A 17,621-nucleotide genomic window follows, 5' to 3' on the forward strand; every position below is an offset into this window, starting at 1 on the left:
AGCGTGACCGATACGCGCCCCCGCGCGCCGCATCACCCTGAGGAGGCCCGGCATGACGACATCGACCGCCCCCGTACGCACCAGTGGACAGGGAACCGCCGCCCTCAGCGAGCGGCCCGGCCGCTGGCTGGACGGCTGGGACGCCGAGAACGCCGCGCAGTGGGAGTCGCAGGGTCGGCCATCGCGAAGCGGAACCTGGTCTGGTCGATCTTCGCCGAGTTCCTCGGCTTCGTGGTCTGGCAGCTGTGGAGCGTCGTGGTCGTGCTGCTCCCGGCTGCCGGGTTCGTACTCACCACCGGCGAGCAGTTCTGGCTCATCTCGCTGCCGACGCTCGTCGGCGCCACCCTGCGCATCCCGTACACCTTCGCGGTCGCCGCGCTCGGCGGCGTCGGCGGCGGGAACTTCGCCAGCTCCATGGCGAACATCACCTATTACTTCCCGCAGCGCGAGAAGGGCTGGGCGCTCGGCCTGAACGCCGCCGGCGGCAACCTGGGGGCGGCCGTGGCGCAGTTCACCGTGCCCGTGGTGGTCACGCTGGGGGCCGCCGGCACCCTGAATCCGAGCCTCGCGGGATGGGTGTGGGTGCCCCTGATCCTCGTCGCCGCCTGGGGCGCCTGGCGGTTCATGAACAACCTGTCCGCCGCCCGGTCGGACTTCGCCGGGGTGGCCGCGGCGCTGCGCGAGCGGCACCTCTGGATCATGGCGCTGCTGTACATCGGCACCTTCGGCTCGTTCATCGGCTTCGCCGGCGTCTTCCCCAAGCTGATCGCCGACCAGTTCCCGGAGTTCTCCACGCTCGCGGTGGGCGGCGCCACGGTGTCGCTGGCCTTCCTCGGCGCCCTCACCGGCTCCCTGGCCCGCCCGTTCGGCGGCCGCCTCGCCGACCGGATCGGCGGCGCCCGCGTCACCGTCCTCGCGTTCGCCGCCATGACGGCGGTGACCGTGGCGGTGAACCTCACCCTCCCCCTGGCCGGATTCTGGCTGTTCCTCGGACTGTTCCTGCTGCTCTTCCTCGCCTGCGGCGTGGGCAACGGCTCGACCTATCGGATGATCCCGCTGATCTTCGCGGCCCGCGGCGCCGCGCAGGCCGGGGCGGAGCACACCGTCTCGGCGCAGCGGCAGGCGGCCGCGGCCGTCGGCATCATCTCCGCCATCGGCGGATTCGGCGGATTCGTGATCCCGCAGGTGCTGAACGCGTCCCACGGCGCCACCGGCGGCTACGACGCCGCGTTCTGGGGCTTCGCCGCCGGCTACGCGCTGATGGCCGCGCTCACCGCGGCGATCTACCTCGTGCCGCGGGCCGCGCTCGACCGCCGGATCGTCTGAGGCGGCGCCCGTGTCCCCGCACCGAGTGGTCCTGGTCGGCTTCGGCCCGGTCGGCGCGCGCTTCGCGGAGGAGCTGCTGCCTGCCGCCCGGGACGGCCGGGTGGACCTGACGATCGTCGGCGCCGAGAGCCACGATCCGTACAACCGCATCATGATCGCCGAATACGCGGCCGGGCAGATCGACCGGCAGGCGCTGACCACGGCCGTCGCGGAGGACTTCGCCGCCGCGGGCGCGTCGGTGCTCACCGGCCGGCGGGTGGTGCGGATCGACCGCCCGAGGTCGGCCGTCGAGCTGGACGACGGCGAGCGCGTCGCGTTCGACCGGCTCGTGCGGGCCCGGCAGCCGGAGCCCCCGCGCGGCGCGGATCTGAACCTCATCACCGGGCGGATCCTGACCCAGTACCAGTCCGGGGCGCAGACCCGGCGCATCCCCGAACTCCACGCCGCCGCACCCCGGCCGGTCGCGCTGCTGCATCCGGTGACCGCGATGGACCGCGGCATCCGCACGGGCTCGCGGGTGCGCCTGACCAACGCGCGGGGCACGGTCGAGGCGGACGTCGAGCTCACCGACGACATCCGCCCGGACACCGTGTTCCTGCCCTTCCACTACCCGGGCGCGGAGAGCGCGAACCTGCTCACGAGCGCCGCGACCGACCCGCACAGCTCGATGCCGGAGTTCAAGCGCACAGTGGTCGCCGTGGAGCCGATCCCGGACCCGGCGGGTCCCTGACCGGCCGGTGCATGCTCCCCGGTGCATACTCGAAGAACGCGCGCGCCCGTCGCCGGGCCGCCGGATGCACCGAAGGAGCGATCATGACCAGCACCGCCGACCTCTACGACCAGCACGGCGACGACCTGCAGTCGCTGCCGCTGCAGCTGCGCTCCTTCGGCGGGCACCCGGCGTTCGAGGGGCCGATCCGCACGGTCCGCTGCTTCCAGGACAACGCCCTGGTCAAGGAGCTGCTGGCCACCCCTGGCGACGGCGCGGTGCTCGTGATCGACGGCGACGGGTCGCTCGGCACCGCGCTGATGGGCGACATGATCGCGCAGAGCGCGGTGGACAACGGCTGGGCGGGCGTGGTCATCCACGGCGCGGTCCGTGACAGCGTGGCGATCGGCGCGCTGCCGCTGGGCGTGAAGGCGCTCGGGACGAATCCCCGCAAGAGCGGCAAGACCGGCCGGGGCGAGGTGGACGTCGTCGTCGAGTTCGGCGGCGTGAGCTTCCGCCCGGGGGCGCGGCTCTACGCCGACGAGGACGGCATCCTCGTCGAGCGCTGAGCGTCGCGCGGTCGGCGCTCGAGCGGTGAGCGGATGCCGGCCCCGCCGGGCCTTCCCGGGGCGTAGCCTGAGACCATGAGCGACGTGTGGGACGGCGTGGCCGAGGAGTTCCTCCACCTCTACCGTCGGGGCGGGCGGCTGCTCGCGGTGGCCGGGGCGGATGCCGAGCGCTCGCGCACGGCGGCCGATGCCCTCGCCGACGCCCTTGAGGCCCGCGGCGAGAGGGTGACCAGGGTGCATGCGGACACGGCGGATGCCGCCGCGCTGCGCACGGAGATCGTCGCCCCGTTCCGCGAGGACCGGGCATCCGACCGCGTGCTCCTCGTCTCCGGCCCGGCCGGGCTGCTCGACGGCGAGGCGCGCGGGCTGTGGAACTTCACGGTGTGGCAGCTGGCCGGAGCAGAGCGGCCGCATACCGCGGCATCCGCTCTCGTCGATCTCACCGATCCCGGGCATCCGTCCCGCCGGTTCGCGGACTACTGCGCCCTGCCTTCGGCGTACCGCGCCTGAGGCGACATGCGTCGCAGCGCCCGGGCGCGCCCGGGTACTCTCGTATCGTGACCGAACGCGCCCCTCTCTCCCGCAAGCTGTCCGCCATCGCCGAGTCCGCCACCCTGAAGGTGGATGCCAAGGCCAAAGCCCTCAAGGCCGAGGGCAAGCCGGTGATCTCCTACGCCGCCGGCGAGCCCGACTTCGCGACGCCGCAGTTCATCGTGGACGCCGCCGCCGAGGCCCTCGCCGACCCGGCCAGCTACCGCTACACCCCCGCCCCCGGCCTTCCCGCGCTGCGCGAGGCCATCGTCGCGAAGACGCTGCGCGACTCCGGCCTGGAGGTCTCGCCGAGCCAGGTGATCGTGACCAACGGCGGCAAGCAGGCCGTCTACCAGGCGTTCCAGGCGGTCGTGAACCCCGGCGACGAGGTGCTGCTGCCCGCGCCGTACTGGACCACCTACCCGGAGGCGATCCGCCTCGCCGACGGCACCCCGGTCGAGGTGTTCGCCGGCGCCGACCAGGACTACAAGGTCACCGTCGAGCAGCTCGAGGAGGCGCGCACCGACCGCACCACGGCGCTCGTGTTCGTGTCGCCGTCGAACCCGACCGGCTCGGTGTACACCGCCGAGGAGACCGCGGCGATCGCCGAGTGGGCGCTCGAGTACGGCATCTGGATCATCACCGACGAGATCTACCAGAACCTCACCTACGAGGGCGTCAAGGCGACCTCGATCGTCGAGGCCGTCCCCGAGGTCGCGAACCAGACCATCCTCGTGAACGGCGTGGCGAAGACCTACGCGATGACCGGCTGGCGGGTCGGCTGGATGGTGGGACCTGCGGATGCCATCAAGATCGCCGGCAACCTGCAGTCGCACCTGACCAGCAACGTGAACAACGTCGCGCAGAAGGCCGCGATCGCCGCCCTCAACGGGCCGCAGACCGAGGCCCAGCAGATGCGCGAGGCCTTCGACCGGCGACGCCGCCTGATCGTGTCCGAGCTGTCGAAGATCGACGGGATGCGGGTGCCGAACCCGCTGGGCGCCTTCTACGTCTACCCCGACGTCACCGGCCTGCTCGGCCGGACGTGGGACGGCGTGACCCCGACCACCTCGCTCGAGCTGGCCGACCTGATCCTCGACAAGGCCGAGGTCGCGGTCGTGCCGGGTGAGGCGTTCGGTCCGTCGGGTTACATCCGGCTCTCCTACGCCCTGGGCGACGACGCTCTGCTCGAGGGCGTGCAGCGCCTGCAGCGCCTGTTCTCCTGAGCGCCTTCTCCTGAACGACGCGGAAGCGCCGGCGCCCCTCCCGGGGCGCCGGCGCTTCCGCGTGCCGGGCTCTGTTCCCCCACATGCTGAGGGCGAGCTGCGCCACCAGCGCGGAGAGCAGGAACGAGGCGATGATGGCGACCGTGCCGACCGGGATGATCCTCCAGCCGATGTTGCGCAGCAGCGGCAGGTCCTTGCCGAGGGTGAACCCGGCGTTCGTCAGCATCGCGGTGATCATGGCGAGGAAGTCGACGGATGCCGAGACCCCGGTCAGCCAGCCCGCGACCGGCGAGATCGGCGAGGTGAGCAGCGCGCCGATCGTGATCACCGAGATGATCGCGGGGAGCCGGCCGCGGGTCGCCTTCGCCAGCCCGAGGCCGACCAGCACGAGGGCGGCGATGAGGAGGTAGGTCACCACCATCTCCCAGGTGAACGAGCGCGAGGCGATCGCGGAGGTGACCAGGCCGGTGACCGCGAACACCGCAAGCGCCAGCCGGTACAACCTCATCCTCGCGGTCTGGCTGCGCCACATGTCGGACGTGAACCGGTTCGAGATCGCCCTGGAGTCGGCGCTCACCGGCTCACGGATCGGCGATCGCGCGGTCGTGCTGCGCACCGCGCGGCACATGTCCCGCATCCTCGGCCCGGACTCCTGCGCCGTCGAGGTCGTCCCGAGCGAGTGACTGCGCGGCATCCGACGCGGCGACGCGGATGCGGTCAGAGATCCACGCCGATCAGCACCGGCTCCGGCTGCAGCAGCAGCCCGAACTCGGCGTGCACGCGGCTGCGGATGAAGCGGGCCAGCTCGGCGATCTCCGCCGCGGTCGCGCCGCCGCGGTTGGTGAGCGCGAGGGCGTGCTTGCTCGACACGCCGGCCCGCGAACGCGGCAGCTTGAACCCCTTGCGGATGCCGGACTGCTCGATCAGCCACGCCGCGCTGACCTTGACCTCCGCCGGCGATGCGTCCGTGACCGGCACGATCCCGCCGTACGCGGCCAGCGGGATGACGGTGACCGCGTCCAGATCCGGGGTGACCGGCCACCGCGGGCACTCCGGAGGCAGCGCGCGGGCGACGGATTCCGGCACGATCGCGTTCTGGAAGAAGGAGCCGGCGCTGTTCGTGTCCGGGTCGGCGGGGTCGAGCAGCATCCCCTTCGCCGCGCGGGTGGCGAGGATGCGCTCGCGCACCCAGGTCAGCGGCACCGGCTCGTCGCCGTCGATCCCGAGCGCCCGGCGGAGCTGCTCGCCGCGCACGGTGCGGGCGCCGTGCGGGGCGACGGCGAGATCGAGGGTGACCGACAGGATCACCGCGCGGCGACGGGTCGACGCGCCGTAGTGGTGCTTCAGCACCGAGGTGCGGAAACCCAGCCCGAGCTCCTCGGCCGGCACGACCGCCGGCGCGCCCGCGTGCTCGTCGATCAGCTCGACCTCGACGAGCGTCTCCTGGATCTCCTGACCGTACGCGCCGACGTTCTGCACGGGGGCGGCGCCGACCGTGCCCGGGATGCCGGACATCGCCTCGATCCCGGCGTAGCCGCGCTCCACGGCGTAGGAGACGAGGCCGTCCCACGAATGCCCGGCCTGGACACGCAGGCGCACGCGCCCCTCGTGCGGGGACGGCAGTTCCTCGATGCCGGAGGTGAGCACGCGGATCACGGTGCCGTCGAACCCGGCATCCCCCGCGAACAGGTTGGAGCCGCCGCCGAGGACGAACCAGTCGTCGCCGCGCTGCCAGACCTCCTGCAGCGCCTCGATCAGCTCCGCACGCGTGACGGCGTCGAGCATCCGCTGCGGTGCCCCGCCGGTGCGGAGCGTCGTGAGAGCCGAGAGCGGGATCGGCGAGATCTCCGGCATCTCAGACGGCGACCCGCAGCTGGGCCTTCACCAGCACGGTGGTCCCGGCGGAGGTGACCTTGAGGTCGATGCGCGCGGCCTCGTCGTCCACCGCGCCGACCGTGGCGACCACGTGCACGTCCGCGCCGTCGACGGGGTCCACGACGACGGGCTTGGTGAAGCGCACGCCGTAGTCGAGGATCCGCGCCACATCGCCCAGCGCCGAGACGACCACGGACGAGGCGATGCCCATCGTGAGCATGCCGTGCGCGAGCACGCCCGGCAGCCCCACCTGGGCGGCGACGTCGTCGCGGTAGTGGATCGGGTTGAAGTCTCCGGATGCCCCGGCGTAGCGCACCAGGGATTCACGGGTGAGGTGCACGGTGCGCTCGGCGATGACGTCGCCGACGGTGAACGCGGCCATCACGCGGCCTCCCCTTCTTCGCCCGAGCCGACCAGCAGCACGCTGGTCGCGGTGACGACGTGCGCCCCGTCGGCGTCGGTGATCTCCGCTTCGCTCGTGATCATCGCGTTGCCGCCCATGGCACGGATGCCGGTGACGCGGAGCCGCCCGGTCAGCTCGTCGCCGGCGACGATGGGACGCGTGTACTGGAAGCGCTGCTCGGCGTGGATGGTCCGGGCGAGCACGATGCCGGAGTCGGGCTCGGCGAGCAGCTGCTGCAGGGTCAGATCCTGGATGACCATCGCGAAGGTGGGCGGTGCGACGACGTCCGGGTAGCCGAGCGCGCGGGCCGCCTCGACGTCGGTGTGCAGGGGCGCGTCCGCGAAGACCGCGCGGGCGAACTCGCGCACCTTCTCACGGCCGACGAGGTACGGCGGGGTCGGCGGGAACTCGCGGCCGACCAGTTCGGGGTTCACTGGCACCCTCCGATCCTACCCAGGGCCCGGCGCGGCGGTTCCTCGCTCACGGGCATCCGACCGCGCGTCGCGTCCCGGCGGACGGCCTGCCGCCCCCGCCGGGAGCAAATCGCACCCCGCCAGGGCCAGAGCGATGCGGAATGCTCCCCGCGACGAACGCCCGCGCGATCGCCGGGAGGAGAACGCACCCGGGAGCGGCCGCGGAGGTGCAAGAACCTCCCGGCGGCCGGTGTGCAGGTCCGCGTTCAGCCGCGGCGACGCCCGCGGATCGCCTTGAGCGCCATCTGCAGGGCGATCACGACGAGGTAGGCGGCGAAGAGGACGTTTCCGGCGAAGGGGTCGATCAGCGTCGCGAGCCAGGCGCCGAGCGCCGTGGTCGTGCACGCGGAGACGCCGATGATCGCCGCGGCGACGAGGTCGACATTGCGGTGGCGGATGTTGCCGACGGTCCCGGAGACGGCGGTCGGGATCATCATCAGCAGGGACGTGCCCTTGGCGACGAGGTCGCTCGTCCCGAAGACGAGCATCAGCACGGGGACGACGATGACGCCCCCGCCGACGCCGATGAGCCCGGCGACGATGCCCGTGGCGACGCCGACGAGCACCAGTCCGGCGCCGCTCACCCAGGACAGGACCAGCTCGGCATCCCGCGAGGGGATCACGACGAACAGGCTCACGATGACGACGGCGAGGAAGCCGACGAAGCTCCATCGCAGCGCGGTCTGCGAGACGCGGGCCAGCATCCGGATGCCGATCTGCGCGCCCACGACCGCCCCGGCGGCGAGGATGAGCGCGGCGATCCATGCCACGGCATCCGCCAGCGCGTACGAGATCACGCCCACGGCGGCGGTCGGCACGATCGCGGCCAGCGAGGTGCCCGCCGCGCGGCGCTGGTCGAAGTGCAGAATCAGCACCAGCAGCGGGACGATCACGGTGCCGCCGCCGACGCCGAACAGGCCGGAGAGGAGACCGGCCATCAGGCCGATGCCCACGAAGGCGAGGTACGCGCGGGGCCCCCGGGTGATGGCCTGGTCCGCGTTCACCGGACCAGCCTATCCCGGGAGCCCCGCCGGCCCCGGCCCGCAGCCGGGGCCGGGGGCGTCTCAGACCTCCTGATCCGCCTTGATCGGCACCGCGATCGACTGCGTGAGCGCCTGCTCGTAGCGCCGCTGCCGGCGCCGCAGCCAGAGCCCTCCGGCGATGAGCAGCGCCAGTGCGATGTACGCGGCGGCGGCGAACGGCTGCAGGATCAGCGTCGACAGGTCGCCCTGGCTCAGCTGCAGCGCCTTGCGCAGGTAGTCCTCGCCCATCGGGCCGAGGATCATGCCCACCACCAGCGGCGCCACCGGATAGCCGTACCGGCGCATGAAGTAGCCGAGCACGCCGATGACCAGCAGGATCAGCACGTCGACGACGGCGAAGTTCAGCGCGTACGCGCCGAACGCCGCGAACAGCAGGATGCCGGCGTACAGGTACGGCCTCGGGATCTGCAGCAGCTTCACCCACATCCCGACCAGCGGGAGGTTCAGCACGATGAGGATGACGTTGCCGATGTAGAGGCTCGCCACCAGTGCCCACACCAGCGCGGGCTGGTTCCGCCGCCGCATCCACCGCCTCGAGCCGCACCAGATCACGGCGCTGGTGCGCAACCAGGAGACGACGCTGCACGGCCTCAGCGAGGGCGTGGTGACGGTGGATGCCGGCGGCGTGATCACCCTCGCGAACGACGCGGCTGCAGCCTTCCTCGGCACCTCCGCGGATGCCATGACCGGCGCCCGCGCGGCGGACGTGCTCGACGAGGAGCTGATGACGGTGCTGCGCGACGGAGAGGACGCCGGCCGTCCCGTCATCGTCGGGTCCCGTGTGCTCGTCGCCCGCAGCACCGGCTCGCAGCTGGACGGGGAGCGGGTGGAGGCGACGCTGCTGCTGCGCGACCACACCGAGCTGCACGACGTCGTGCGGCGGGTGGAGGCGGCGGACGCCATCATCGCGTTCCGGCAGCGGGCGGCGCTGCCGAAGGGGCTCAGCGCCGAGACGCTCGGACGGGTCGCGGCGGCCCTCGCCGAGCATCCGGATGCCTCCGCAGCCGACATCGGGGAGCGGCTGTCGATCTCGCGGGTGAGCGCCCGGCGGTACCTGGAGCACCTGGCCAGCACGGGCCGCGCGATCCGCCGCCTCGACTACACCACGAAGGGGCGCCCCGGCACCCGGTATCGCGCGAACGAGCCGCTCTCCGGCGAGGTCGCCGTCCCGGGCTGAGCCGGACACGCACGAAGCCCGCCACTCCTCCGGACACGCACGAAGCCCGCCGCTCCTGACGGGGCGACGGGCTTCGTGCGTGCGCGGGTGCTTACTCCGACTTCTCGGCGACGGCGTCCTCGGCGGCGGCCTCAGCGGCCTCGCCCTCGGCCTGCGACTCCGCGCCGGCCTCGGCTGCGGTGTTCTCCTCGGCCGGAGCGTCCTCGGTCGTGGTCTCCTCGGCCTCGGCGGCCTTCGGCTCCTCCGCCGCGGCCTCCTCCGACTCGGCCTTCGGCGCCTCGGCCTTGGCGGCCGGCTTCGCCGACTTCTTCTTCGGGCTGACCGGCTCGAGGACGAGCTCGATCACGGCCATCGGGGCGTTGTCGCCCTTCCGGTTGCCGACCTTGGTGATGCGGGTGTAGCCGCCCTCGCGCTCCGCGACCAGCGGGGCGATCTCGGTGAACAGGACGTGCACGACTTCCTTGTCACCGATCACGGACAGCACGCGACGACGAGCGTGCAGATCACCGCGCTTGGCGAAGGTGATCAGGCGCTCGGCGAGCGGACGCAGGCGCTTGGCCTTGGTCTCGGTCGTCTTGATCGACTTGTGGGTGAACAGCGCCGCGGCGAGGTTCGCGAGAAGAAGGCGCTCGTGGGCGGGGCCGCCTCCGAGGCGGGGACCCTTGGTGGGCTTGGGCATAATCGTCTAGCTCCTGGTCAGAATAGGTCGGGTATCAGAAGGACTCGTCTTCGCTGCCGCCGTAGAAGTGGGCGCCGTCGAAACCGGGCACCGAGTCCTTCAGCGACAGGCCGAGGGAGACGAGCTTGTCGCGCACCTCGTCGACCGACTTCTGTCCGAAATTGCGGATGTTCATCAGCTGCGTCTCGGAGAGGGCGACCAGCTCCGCGACGGTGTTGATGCCCTCGCGCTTGAGGCAGTTGTACGAGCGCACCGACAGGTCGAGGTCCTCGATCGGCATCGACAGCTCGCTGGAGAGCACGGCCTCGACCGGCGCCGGGCCGATCTCGATGCCCTCGGCCTCGACGTTCAGCTCGCGGGCGAGGCCGAACAGCTCGGTGAGCGTCTTCGCGGCGGATGCCACGGCGTCGCGCGGGCTGATCGAGTTCTTCGTCTCGACGTCGAGCACCAGCTTGTCGAAGTCGGTGCGCTCACCGGCACGGGTGGCGTCGACGCGGTAGCTGACCTTGAGCACCGGCGAGTAGATCGAGTCGATCGGGATCTGACCGGCCTCGGCGTACTCGTTGCGGTTCTGCGCCGCCGACACGTAGCCACGGCCGCGCTCGATGGTGAGCTCGAGCTCGAAGCGGGCGGTGTCGTTCAGGGTGGCGATGACGAGCTCGGGGTTGTGCACCTCGACGCCGGCCGGGGCGGAGATGTCCGCCGCGGTCACCTCGCCCGCACCCGTCTTGCGCAGGTAGGCGGTGATGGGCTCGTCGCGCTCGCTGGAGACGACCAGCTGCTTGATGTTGAGGATGATCTCGGTCACGTCCTCCTTGACACCGGGGATCGTGCTGAACTCGTGCAGCACGCCGTCGATGCGGATGGTGGTGACCGCGGCGCCGGGGATCGACGACAGCAGGCTGCGACGCAGCGCGTTGCCGATCGTGTAGCCGAAGCCGGGCTCGAGCGGCTCGATCACGAACCGGCTGCGGTTCTCGGAGATCTTTTCCTCGGTGAGAGTGGGACGCTGTGCGATGAGCACTATGTGTTCCTTTCGATCACATGCCCGCTATATGACATGTGGTGGGTGAGGTCTTGAGTTGTGAAGGCGAATGCTCGCGGCGGATGCCGGTCCGCAGCGAACGGCGGACCGGCATCTCGCGCGGGATCAGACGCGGCGGCGCTTCGGCGGACGGCAGCCGTTGTGAGCCTGCGGCGTCACGTCCTGGATCGAGCCGACCTCGAGGCCGGCGGCCTGCAGCGAGCGGATCGCGGTCTCGCGGCCCGAGCCCGGGCCCTTCACGAAGACGTCGACCTTCTTGACGCCGTGCTCGGCGGCCTGACGGGCCGCGGACTCCGCGGCCATGCCGGCGGCGTACGGCGTCGACTTGCGCGAGCCCTTGAAGCCCACGCCACCGGACGAAGCCCAGCTGATGACGGCGCCGGACGGGTCGGTGATGGAAACGATGGTGTTGTTGAACGTCGACTTGATGTGGGCCTGGCCCAGCGCGATGTTCTTCTTCTCCTTGCGGCGCGGCTTGCGCGCGGCGGCCTTGGGTGCAGCCATGAAAGTTCTCTCCTAGTCCCTGGCCGCTTAGCGGGCCTTCTTCTTGCCGGCGACGGTGCGCTTCGGGCCCTTGCGGGTGCGAGCGTTGGTCTTGGTGCGCTGACCGCGGACCGGGAGGCCACGACGGTGGCGCAGGCCCTCGTAGGAGCCGATCTCGACCTTGCGGCGGATGTCTGCGGCGACCTCGCGGCGCAGGTCACCCTCCACCTTGTAGTTGCCTTCGATGTAGTCGCGGAGCGCGACGAGCTGGTCGTCGGTGAGGTCCTTGACGCGGATCGACTCGTCGATCCCGGTGGCCTTGAGGATCTCGACCGAGCGGGTGCGGCCGATGCCGTAGATGTAGGTGAGGGCGATCACCACGCGCTTGTCGCGCGGGATGTCGACGCCGGCAAGACGTGCCATGCGGATTCTCCTGGAGTTGGTGGAGGTGTGGAGCAGAATCGGTGCCCGGGCCTCCGTCCCGAGGTGTCCCCCTTGCGGGTTCTGACTCTGCCTGTGGCATTTCCGGCTAAGCCCTTCCGGTCGTTGAGCGAGGACGCGCAGCGACCGAGACGAAACGCAGCCGGTCTGTATTGAGTTATCTGGTCGCGTCAGGTTTCGACTCGCTCGCGCCGTGCGCGTGCTCGCTCAACCTTGAGTCATCGCGCGTCAAGCGCCGCTGCGCGGCGCATGACCCGCCGATGACTCAACCCTGGCGCTGCTTGTGGCGGGGGTTGCTCTTGCAGATCACCATGACGCGACCGTGACGACGGATCACGCGGCAGTGGTCGCAGATGGGCTTGACGCTCGGGTTGACCTTCATGATTTTCCTGTTCGCTGTCTTCACCGGGCAGGCGCGGGCGCCTGGGGTGTTACTTCTCGACCGATCAGCGGTAGCGATAGACGATGCGGCCGCGGGTCAGGTCGTAGGGGCTGAGCTCCACGACCACGCGGTCCTCGGGGATGATGCGGATGTAGTTCTGCCGCATCTTTCCGGAGATCGTCGCCAGGACCTTGTGCCCGTTGGTGAGCTCAACGCGGAACATCGCGTTGGGCAGAGCCTCGGACACGACGCCCTCGATCTCGATGACACCGTCTTTCTTAGCCATAGCCTCGCTGACGCTTCTGCAGATCGGCCGATCTGCGGTGGATGGGTGGGTGCGGTGCCGTCCGGGAGGACACGCCGAATCAAGGCGCAAGGCACCAAAGATCTATGATAGACCCTCCGCGCGCCTGCGGCAAATGGGCGCCCGGCGGCCCGATCAGCTGATCAGGTCGGTGAACTTCTTGAAGTCGTCCTGGTTCTGCAGGTCCAGCCGCTCGCCGTTGATCTCGACCGTCGGTGTGCCCTGGATCTCGTGCTTCTCGGCCTGCGCGACGCCGAACTTCTCGTACGTGCCCTCGGTGATGCAGTCGGCCGCGGCATCCGCACCCACTTCGGTCGCGTACTGCGCGAGCTGCTCGTCGGTGAGGCCGGCGGTGTTCTCGGCGGGCTGGTTCTGGAACAGCGTGTCGATGTAGTCGAGCGTCTTGCTCGGCGCCTTCTCGGCGACGCAGAACACCGCGCCCGCGGACCGGGAGGAGTAGTCAGTGCCCTGGGAGAAGCGGTCCAGGATCGAGATCGGGTGGTACTCCAGGGTGATCCGGCCGTCCTCGGCGGCGGTCCGCAGCTGCTCGCCGTAGCTCTGCTCGAACTGGTTGCAGATCGGGCACATGAAGTCGACGTACACGGCGACGGTGTCCTCGCCCTCGCCGAAGCTGATCGCACCGCTGTCGGAGTTCACGATCTCGCCCTTCGGCGCCGCTCCGGGGTCGTTGGCGCGGTTGTTCAGCCACACCACGACGCCGCCGAGGGCGACGAGCACCACCACGACGGCGATGGAGATTCCGATGGCGAACCAGTTGGTCTTGCCCTGCGCAGCGGCCATTGCGTTCCGATCTGTGGAGACTCACACGTGCACATCCATCTTGCCCGCGCGACGCTATGTCCTGCATGTGAGCGCCCGCCCGCGCCGAGAATCAGTTCCGCGCGTAAGAATCGGCGCCATGCACTGATTCTCGCGGCCGCAACCGACTCTGGCGGTTCCCCACATTTCGCGCTCGCTGGCGAGTTGTCCACATCCGCCGGTCCCGGCCGCGTTCGGCCGCAGCCGTGCGGCGACGATGGGGTCATGGGCCAGCTGTTGTCGGACCGGGCGTGCCTGACGTCCCCTCTCCCGTTGTTCACCGCCGACGAAGCACGGATGCTGGGCATCCGCCTCTCTGCATCCGCGCACGTCGCGGTGCGCCGGGGCGTGTACACCTCCCGCCGCGACTACGAAGCGCTCACACCGTGGCAGCGGTATGCCGTCCGCGTGCACGCCTACAGCCGCACCCACCCGCATTCGGTGCTGTGCCTCGAGTCCGCGGCCGTGGTGCACGGCCTCCCGCTCTTCGGTGAATCTCGCGACATCCACGTGTACGACCCGGACCGCCCGTCGTCGACGCGCTACGGGGACGTCGTCGTGCACACGAGTCGCGACGACCGTGCGGTGCAGCGCACTGATGGCATCCTCGTCACCGCCCTCGGCGAGACGGCAGTCGATCTGGCGCGGCTGCTCGCCCCTGCACAAGCCCTCGCTGTCACCGACGCCGCGATCTCGCCGGCTCAGGGCGGGATGCTGCGGCTCGCGGACCTTCGGGAGATCGCCGACGGGCAGTCGACGGCCCGCGGCACGAAGCTGCTCGAGTGGGTGTGGGCACATGCGGACGGCCGTGCCGAGTCCCCGGCGGAAAGCGTCAGCCGTGCGGTGATCGAGTGGAGCGGCTATCCGGAACCGGAGCTCCAGCACGAGTTCCACTATGAAGGCGTGCGGGACCGCGTCGACTTCTATTTCCCCGGATGCCGCGCCATCGGCGAGGCGGACGGCTGGCAGAAGTACGCGCTCGAGGACCCGCAGACGGCCGGCAAGCGGCTGGCCGACGAGAAGCGCCGCGAGGACAGGCTGCGACGCCACACGCATCCGTTCGCACGGTGGGATCTCTCCGACGCCTGGCGCGTGGCCCCGATGTGCCATGCGCTGGACCTGGCAGGCGTGCCGCGCGTCAGGCCACTGCAGCGCGGGATGCTGGCGACTCTGCGCCGGCGACACCGTGAAGTCGCACGAGAATCAGTTTCGCGCGCGAGAATCAGCGCGCAGAGCTGATTCTCGCCCCCGGAACTGATTCTGGCCGCCCCCGCGCGCCCCGCGCTACGCGAGCGGCGCCGGCACCACCCCGAACGGCGCGAGCCCCGCCGCGCCGCCGTCGGGCGCGGTGAGCACCCAGATCCCGCCCTCGTGCCGGGCGACGCTGTGCTCCCAGTGCGAGCCGTCGGTGCCGTCGACGGTGGAGACGGTCCAGTCGTCGTCCTCGACCAGGGTGGCCTCTCCCCCGGCGGTGACCATCGGCTCGATCGCGAGCACCAGGCCCGGACGGACCTCGGCCCCGGCATCCGGAGTGCGGTAGTTGAACACGCTGGGCGCCTCGTGCATCTTCCGGCCGATCCCGTGGCCGACGTACTCGCGCAGGATGCCGTACGGCTCACCCGACACCGCCGAGACGCCCTGCGCCTCGATGTAGTCCTGGATCGCGGCGCCGATGTCGCCGATGTGCGAGGCCGTCGCCATGGCGGCGATGCCCGCCCACATCGACCCCTCGGTCACCCGGGAGAGCTCCTCCCGGCGCGCCACGACCTCCGGCCGGGACGGGTCGGGCACGACGATGGTGATCGCGCTGTCGCCGTTCCAGCCCTGGTACTGCGCCCCGCAGTCGATCGACACGATGTCGCCCGGCGCGAGCACGCGGTCCCCGGGGATGCCGTGCACGACCTGCTCGTTCACCGAGATGCAGGTGGCGTGGTGGTAGCCGCGCACGAGCTTGAAGTTGGACTCGGCGCCGCGCTGGGTGATCACCCGCTCCGCGGCCGCGTCCAGCTCTCCCGTCGTGACACCAGGACGCACCAGTGCGCGCACGGCGTCCAGCGCGGCGGCCGTGATCAGCCCCGGCTCGACCATCGAGCGCAGCTGCGCCGGGGTCTTGTAGATCGACTTGCGGAACACGTCAGACCAGCTGCGCGAGCCCGCGGGCCGCCAGCGCCGCCGAGATGCGCTCGGTGATCTCGTCGAGCGTGCCCACGCCGTCGATGCGGTCGACGATGCCGCGCTCCCGGTAGATCGCGAGGATCGGCGCGGTCTCCTTCTCGTAGATGTCGAGCCGGTGCGCGATCGCCTCCTCGGTGTCGTCCGAGCGGCCCTGCTCGACGGCGCGCAGGCGGAGGCGCTCGATGCTCTCCTCGCGCGGGACGTCGAGCAGGATCACGGCGTCCAGGGTCTCGCCGCGACCGGACAGGAAGTCGTCGAGGTCGTGCACCTGGTTCGCGTTGCGGGGGTAGCCGTCCAGGAGGAAGCCGTTCGCGGCATCCGGCTGCGAGAGCCGGTCGCGGACGATCTCACCGGTCAGCGCGTCGGGCACGAGGTCGCCGGCGTCGAGGATCGCGGTGACCCGCTTGCCGAGCTCGGTGCCCTCCTTGATGTTGGCGCGGAAGATGTCGCCGGTGGAGACGACCGGGATGCCGAAGGCGGCGGCGATGCGCACCCCCTGGGTGCCCTTGCCGGATCCCTGCGGCCCGACGATCAGCAGGCGTGCGGATGCGGTCATCGGAGGAGCCCTTCGTAATGGCGCTGCTGAAGCTGCGCGTCGATCTGCTTCACCGTCTCGAGACCGACGCCCACGATGATGAGGATTGAGGCGCCGCCGAACGGGAAGTTCTGGTTGGCCTGCACCGTGGACAGCGCGATCAGCGGGATCAGCGCGACCAGGCCCAGGTAGATCGAGCCCGGGAACGTGATGCGGGTGAGCACGTAGTCCAGGTACTCGGCGGTGGGACGCCCGGCACGGATGCCCGGGATGAACCCGCCGTACTTCTTCATGTTGTCGGCGACCTCGACGGGGTTGAACGTGATCGCGACGTAGAAGTAGGTGAAGCCGATGATCAGCAGGAAGTACACCGCCATGTACAGGGGATGGTCTCCGCTGGCGAAGTAGGTGGAGATCCACGCCACCCACGCGGGCGGCTCGCTGCCGTCCGGCGGCGTGTTGAACTGCGCCACCAGCATCGGGATGTAGAGCAGGGACGAGGCGAAGATGATCGGGATCACGCCCGCCATGTTCACCTTGATCGGGATGTAGGTGTTCGTGCCGCCGTACGTGCGCCGGCCGACCATGCGCTTGGCGTACTGCACCGGGATGCGCCGCTGCGACTGCTCGACGAACACGACGAGCCCCATCACGACGATGCCGATGGCGAGCACGAGGAGGAACGTCTCGAAGCCGCGGGCCTCCCAGATGGTCCACATCGCGGAGGGGAACGTGGCGGCGATCGAGGTGAAGATCAGCAGCGACATGCCGTTGCCGATGCCGCGCTCGGTGACCAGCTCGGCGAACCACATGATCAGGCCCGTGCCGGCGGTCATCGCGATGATGATGAGCAGCTGCGCCCACCAGACGTCGTTCGTGAGCAGCTGCTGGCAGGCGGCGATGTCGGTGGTGCCGAACAGCTGGCCGCTGCGGGCCACCGTCACCAGGGTGGTCGACTGCAGCAGCGCGAGCGCGATGGTCAGGTAGCGGGTGTACTGCGTCAGCTTGCTCTGCCCCGCCTGCCCCTCCTTGTGCAGGGTCTCGAAGTGCGGGATGACCACGCGCAGCAGCTGGGTGATGATCGTCGCCGTGATGTACGGCATGACGCCGAGCGCGAAGATGGACAGCTGCAGCAGCGCACCGCCCGAGAACAGGTTCACCAGTCCGAGCAGGCCCTCGGTGCCGGCGTTGGCGGCGAGGCACTCCTCCACGTTCGGAAAGTGCACGAACGGTGCGGGAACGTTCGACCCCAGGCGGTAGAGCGCGATGATGCCGATGGTGAAAAGGATCTTGTGCCGCAGGTCAGGCGTGCGGAAGATTCGCGCGATGGCGCTAAACAAGGTCGTTCCTCCTGAAGGGATTGCCGATCCGCGGGGGACGGCCGAAAGTCAAGGGTAACGCAAAGGAGGGGCCGGAAATCTCCGAC

At 70.4% G+C, this 17,621-nt stretch carries 23 protein-coding genes and 1 pseudogene; 9 read left to right on the plus strand and 15 right to left on the minus strand.

The genetic code is table 11. From position 1 onward, the window contains the following. Positions 1 to 52 precede the first annotated feature (52 nt). The 7 genes and pseudogenes from JRG78_RS10270 to JRG78_RS10300 all read left to right on the plus strand — a co-directional run bounded on the left by JRG78_RS10270 (position 53) and on the right by JRG78_RS10300 (position 5,044). Positions 53 to 1,326: pseudogene (locus JRG78_RS10270) on the plus strand (MFS transporter). Between the two features lie 10 nt (positions 1,327 to 1,336). After that, a complete protein-coding gene (locus JRG78_RS10275) occupies positions 1,337 to 2,056 on the plus strand; it encodes a molybdopterin dinucleotide binding domain-containing protein (protein WP_259606575.1) in 720 nt (239 codons plus the stop codon). A gap of 83 nt (positions 2,057 to 2,139) precedes the next feature. Continuing rightward, on the plus strand, positions 2,140 to 2,604 hold the full coding sequence (rraA, locus tag JRG78_RS10280; RefSeq protein WP_259606576.1) for a ribonuclease E activity regulator RraA: 465 nt from the start codon (positions 2,140 to 2,142) through the stop codon (positions 2,602 to 2,604). A gap of 75 nt (positions 2,605 to 2,679) precedes the next feature. Next, a complete protein-coding gene (locus JRG78_RS10285) occupies positions 2,680 to 3,114 on the plus strand; it encodes a hypothetical protein (RefSeq protein ID WP_259606577.1) in 435 nt (144 codons plus the stop codon). Positions 3,115 to 3,161: 47 nt separating this feature from the next. Then, positions 3,162 to 4,361 (plus strand): pyridoxal phosphate-dependent aminotransferase, encoded by a 1,200-nt coding sequence (locus JRG78_RS10290; RefSeq protein WP_259606578.1) that lies wholly within the window; start codon positions 3,162 to 3,164, stop codon positions 4,359 to 4,361. Positions 4,362 to 4,444: 83 nt separating this feature from the next. After that, positions 4,445 to 4,771: a hypothetical protein gene (locus tag JRG78_RS10295; RefSeq protein WP_259606579.1), complete on the plus strand. Its 327-nt coding sequence runs from the start codon at positions 4,445 to 4,447 to the stop codon at positions 4,769 to 4,771. An 18-nt stretch (positions 4,772 to 4,789) separates the two neighbouring features. Continuing rightward, a complete protein-coding gene (locus JRG78_RS10300) occupies positions 4,790 to 5,044 on the plus strand; it encodes a hypothetical protein (protein ID WP_259606580.1) in 255 nt (84 codons plus the stop codon). Positions 5,045 to 5,078: 34 nt separating this feature from the next. On the opposite strand, the gene JRG78_RS10305 is transcribed toward JRG78_RS10300, so the two are convergent. From JRG78_RS10305 to JRG78_RS10325, 5 genes are all read right to left on the minus strand, one after another. Further along, positions 5,079 to 6,215 (minus strand): UDP-N-acetylmuramate dehydrogenase, encoded by a 1,137-nt coding sequence (locus tag JRG78_RS10305; protein ID WP_259606581.1) that lies wholly within the window; start codon positions 6,213 to 6,215, stop codon positions 5,079 to 5,081. A gap of 1 nt (position 6,216) precedes the next feature. Beyond that, on the minus strand, positions 6,217 to 6,618 hold the full coding sequence (locus JRG78_RS10310; protein ID WP_259606582.1) for a MaoC/PaaZ C-terminal domain-containing protein: 402 nt from the start codon (positions 6,616 to 6,618) through the stop codon (positions 6,217 to 6,219). Beyond that, positions 6,618 to 7,079, minus strand: a complete 462-nt coding sequence (locus JRG78_RS10315; RefSeq protein ID WP_259606583.1) for a MaoC family dehydratase N-terminal domain-containing protein — start codon at positions 7,077 to 7,079, stop codon at positions 6,618 to 6,620. Before JRG78_RS10315 ends, JRG78_RS10310 begins: the two co-directional genes overlap by 1 nt. A gap of 239 nt (positions 7,080 to 7,318) precedes the next feature. After that, positions 7,319 to 8,116 carry a sulfite exporter TauE/SafE family protein gene (locus JRG78_RS10320; protein ID WP_259606584.1) on the minus strand — a complete coding sequence of 266 codons (798 nt, stop codon included), beginning with the start codon at positions 8,114 to 8,116 and terminating at the stop codon, positions 7,319 to 7,321. Between the two features lie 60 nt (positions 8,117 to 8,176). Continuing rightward, positions 8,177 to 8,680 carry a tripartite tricarboxylate transporter permease gene (locus JRG78_RS10325; RefSeq protein ID WP_336297686.1) on the minus strand — a complete coding sequence of 168 codons (504 nt, stop codon included), beginning with the start codon at positions 8,678 to 8,680 and terminating at the stop codon, positions 8,177 to 8,179. A 34-nt stretch (positions 8,681 to 8,714) separates the two neighbouring features. On the opposite strand from JRG78_RS10325, the gene JRG78_RS10330 reads away from it, so the two are divergent. Continuing rightward, a complete protein-coding gene (locus JRG78_RS10330; protein ID WP_259606586.1) occupies positions 8,715 to 9,332 on the plus strand; it encodes a PAS domain-containing protein in 618 nt (205 codons plus the stop codon). Positions 9,333 to 9,423: 91 nt separating this feature from the next. On the opposite strand, the gene rplQ is transcribed toward JRG78_RS10330, so the two are convergent. The 7 genes from rplQ to JRG78_RS10365 form a co-directional block, all read right to left on the minus strand. Continuing rightward, positions 9,424 to 10,011, minus strand: a complete 588-nt coding sequence (gene rplQ / locus JRG78_RS10335) for a 50S ribosomal protein L17 (RefSeq protein ID WP_259606587.1) — start codon at positions 10,009 to 10,011, stop codon at positions 9,424 to 9,426. A gap of 34 nt (positions 10,012 to 10,045) precedes the next feature. Then, positions 10,046 to 11,035, minus strand: a complete 990-nt coding sequence (locus JRG78_RS10340; protein ID WP_259606588.1) for a DNA-directed RNA polymerase subunit alpha — start codon at positions 11,033 to 11,035, stop codon at positions 10,046 to 10,048. 126 nt (positions 11,036 to 11,161) lie between these two features. Further along, on the minus strand, positions 11,162 to 11,560 hold the full coding sequence (rpsK, locus tag JRG78_RS10345) for a 30S ribosomal protein S11 (protein WP_071644012.1): 399 nt from the start codon (positions 11,558 to 11,560) through the stop codon (positions 11,162 to 11,164). Between the two features lie 27 nt (positions 11,561 to 11,587). Next, on the minus strand, positions 11,588 to 11,962 hold the full coding sequence (rpsM, locus tag JRG78_RS10350; protein WP_259606589.1) for a 30S ribosomal protein S13: 375 nt from the start codon (positions 11,960 to 11,962) through the stop codon (positions 11,588 to 11,590). Between the two features lie 283 nt (positions 11,963 to 12,245). Continuing rightward, positions 12,246 to 12,362 carry a 50S ribosomal protein L36 gene (rpmJ, locus tag JRG78_RS10355; protein WP_071644008.1) on the minus strand — a complete coding sequence of 39 codons (117 nt, stop codon included), beginning with the start codon at positions 12,360 to 12,362 and terminating at the stop codon, positions 12,246 to 12,248. Positions 12,363 to 12,426: 64 nt separating this feature from the next. Beyond that, positions 12,427 to 12,648, minus strand: a complete 222-nt coding sequence (gene infA / locus JRG78_RS10360; protein WP_005050493.1) for a translation initiation factor IF-1 — start codon at positions 12,646 to 12,648, stop codon at positions 12,427 to 12,429. A gap of 153 nt (positions 12,649 to 12,801) precedes the next feature. Beyond that, positions 12,802 to 13,467, minus strand: a complete 666-nt coding sequence (locus tag JRG78_RS10365; RefSeq protein ID WP_259606590.1) for a DsbA family protein — start codon at positions 13,465 to 13,467, stop codon at positions 12,802 to 12,804. Between the two features lie 291 nt (positions 13,468 to 13,758). On the opposite strand from JRG78_RS10365, the gene JRG78_RS10370 reads away from it, so the two are divergent. After that, positions 13,759 to 14,724 carry a hypothetical protein gene (locus JRG78_RS10370; protein ID WP_272653363.1) on the plus strand — a complete coding sequence of 322 codons (966 nt, stop codon included), beginning with the start codon at positions 13,759 to 13,761 and terminating at the stop codon, positions 14,722 to 14,724. Between the two features lie 45 nt (positions 14,725 to 14,769). Here JRG78_RS10370 and map read toward each other — a convergent pair whose 3' ends face one another. The 3 genes from map to secY are packed head-to-tail and all read right to left on the minus strand — an operon-like array spanning position 14,770 to position 17,535. Beyond that, positions 14,770 to 15,618, minus strand: a complete 849-nt coding sequence (gene map / locus JRG78_RS10375; protein WP_259606592.1) for a type I methionyl aminopeptidase — start codon at positions 15,616 to 15,618, stop codon at positions 14,770 to 14,772. A gap of 1 nt (position 15,619) precedes the next feature. Then, complete coding sequence (locus JRG78_RS10380; RefSeq protein ID WP_259606593.1) at positions 15,620 to 16,216, minus strand: adenylate kinase; 597 nt, start codon at positions 16,214 to 16,216, stop codon at positions 15,620 to 15,622. Further along, positions 16,213 to 17,535, minus strand: coding sequence for a preprotein translocase subunit SecY (gene secY / locus JRG78_RS10385; RefSeq protein ID WP_259606594.1), 1,323 nt, complete (start codon positions 17,533 to 17,535; stop codon positions 16,213 to 16,215). Before secY ends, JRG78_RS10380 begins: the two co-directional genes overlap by 4 nt. Between the last annotated feature and the right edge of the window lie 86 nt (positions 17,536 to 17,621).

The organism is Microbacterium sp. EF45047 (genome assembly GCF_028472845.1).
Lineage (GTDB): Bacteria > Actinomycetota > Actinomycetes > Actinomycetales > Microbacteriaceae > Microbacterium > Microbacterium neungamense.

What these genes read in the sequence shown, in the direction of transcription:
- infA (WP_005050493.1), bottom strand. Translation starts at nt 12,648, where the DNA reads ATGGCTAAGAAAGACGGTGTCATCGAGATCGAGGGCGTCGTGTCCGAG.
- JRG78_RS10295 (WP_259606579.1), top strand. Translation starts at nt 4,445, where the DNA reads ATGCTGAGGGCGAGCTGCGCCACCAGCGCGGAGAGCAGGAACGAGGCG.
- rplQ (WP_259606587.1), bottom strand. Translation starts at nt 10,011, where the DNA reads ATGCCCAAGCCCACCAAGGGTCCCCGCCTCGGAGGCGGCCCCGCCCAC.
- JRG78_RS10310 (WP_259606582.1), bottom strand. Translation starts at nt 6,618, where the DNA reads ATGGCCGCGTTCACCGTCGGCGACGTCATCGCCGAGCGCACCGTGCAC.
- JRG78_RS10380 (WP_259606593.1), bottom strand. Translation starts at nt 16,216, where the DNA reads ATGACCGCATCCGCACGCCTGCTGATCGTCGGGCCGCAGGGATCCGGC.
- rpmJ (WP_071644008.1), bottom strand. Translation starts at nt 12,362, where the DNA reads ATGAAGGTCAACCCGAGCGTCAAGCCCATCTGCGACCACTGCCGCGTG.
- JRG78_RS10285 (WP_259606577.1), top strand. Translation starts at nt 2,680, where the DNA reads ATGAGCGACGTGTGGGACGGCGTGGCCGAGGAGTTCCTCCACCTCTAC.
- rpsM (WP_259606589.1), bottom strand. Translation starts at nt 11,962, where the DNA reads ATGGCACGTCTTGCCGGCGTCGACATCCCGCGCGACAAGCGCGTGGTG.
- rraA (WP_259606576.1), top strand. Translation starts at nt 2,140, where the DNA reads ATGACCAGCACCGCCGACCTCTACGACCAGCACGGCGACGACCTGCAG.
- JRG78_RS10365 (WP_259606590.1), bottom strand. Translation starts at nt 13,467, where the DNA reads ATGGCCGCTGCGCAGGGCAAGACCAACTGGTTCGCCATCGGAATCTCC.
- JRG78_RS10305 (WP_259606581.1), bottom strand. Translation starts at nt 6,215, where the DNA reads ATGCCGGAGATCTCGCCGATCCCGCTCTCGGCTCTCACGACGCTCCGC.
- JRG78_RS10325 (WP_336297686.1), bottom strand. Translation starts at nt 8,680, where the DNA reads ATGCGGCGGCGGAACCAGCCCGCGCTGGTGTGGGCACTGGTGGCGAGC.
- rpsK (WP_071644012.1), bottom strand. Translation starts at nt 11,560, where the DNA reads ATGGCTGCACCCAAGGCCGCCGCGCGCAAGCCGCGCCGCAAGGAGAAG.